This window comes from Halomonas sp. BC1 (assembly GCF_002078135.1).
Taxonomy (GTDB): Bacteria; Pseudomonadota; Gammaproteobacteria; order Pseudomonadales; family Halomonadaceae; genus Vreelandella; species Vreelandella stevensii.
This window is the reverse complement of sequence record NZ_LFGS01000007.1, coordinates 140,000-140,527: the sequence shown is the minus strand read 5'-3', so window position 1 is coordinate 140,527 and position 528 is coordinate 140,000. Positions and strand designations below refer to the sequence as shown.

At 53.8% G+C, this 528-nt stretch carries 1 protein-coding gene; it reads right to left on the bottom strand.

Going from position 1 to position 528, the window contains the following annotated elements:
• Positions 1-519: AAA family ATPase (locus B7L72_RS07295; RefSeq protein ID WP_254893775.1), on the bottom strand; the 519-nt coding region annotated here is incomplete at its 3' end.
• Positions 520-528: the final 9 nt, after the last annotated feature.

Sequence of the window (528 nt, the reverse complement as noted above, 5' to 3'; positions counted from 1 at the left end):
CAAGAGCAATACATCAAACGGGTTGTAAACGCTGGGCACGTCTTGCCCGCCCCAGCGATAGCCGTTGTACCAGCGGCGAATCTCGTCACGGTCAAGCCCAGGCAGTTCAGGCGCAAACACCGTGTCCACATCGTGGTCGGTATAGCCACAGATAGCGGCATAGTCAGATGAGAGTGTGATGTCGCGCAGATTGTTCAGCCCTGAAAACAGGCTGACTTTGCTGAACTTGGAAACGCCGGTCAGTAGTACAAAGTGCAGGTGGGGGTCGGCATCTTTCAGCACGCTATAGAGGTTTTTCAGACCTTCGCGCAGTTCGCGCGCCCTATCGCTATCGGGAATATTATCAAGGATGGGTTTATCGTACTCGTCGATCAGCACTACTACGCGTTGACCGTGAACACGATGCGCTTGCTCAATCAAGCTAGCAAAGTCGTCCGCAATACGCTTAGGAGGCGTCGACGTAATCTGCAGACGTGCACGCTGCTGCTGCAACTGATATCGAATGTTCGCATCTAGCAGCCTGTCGGT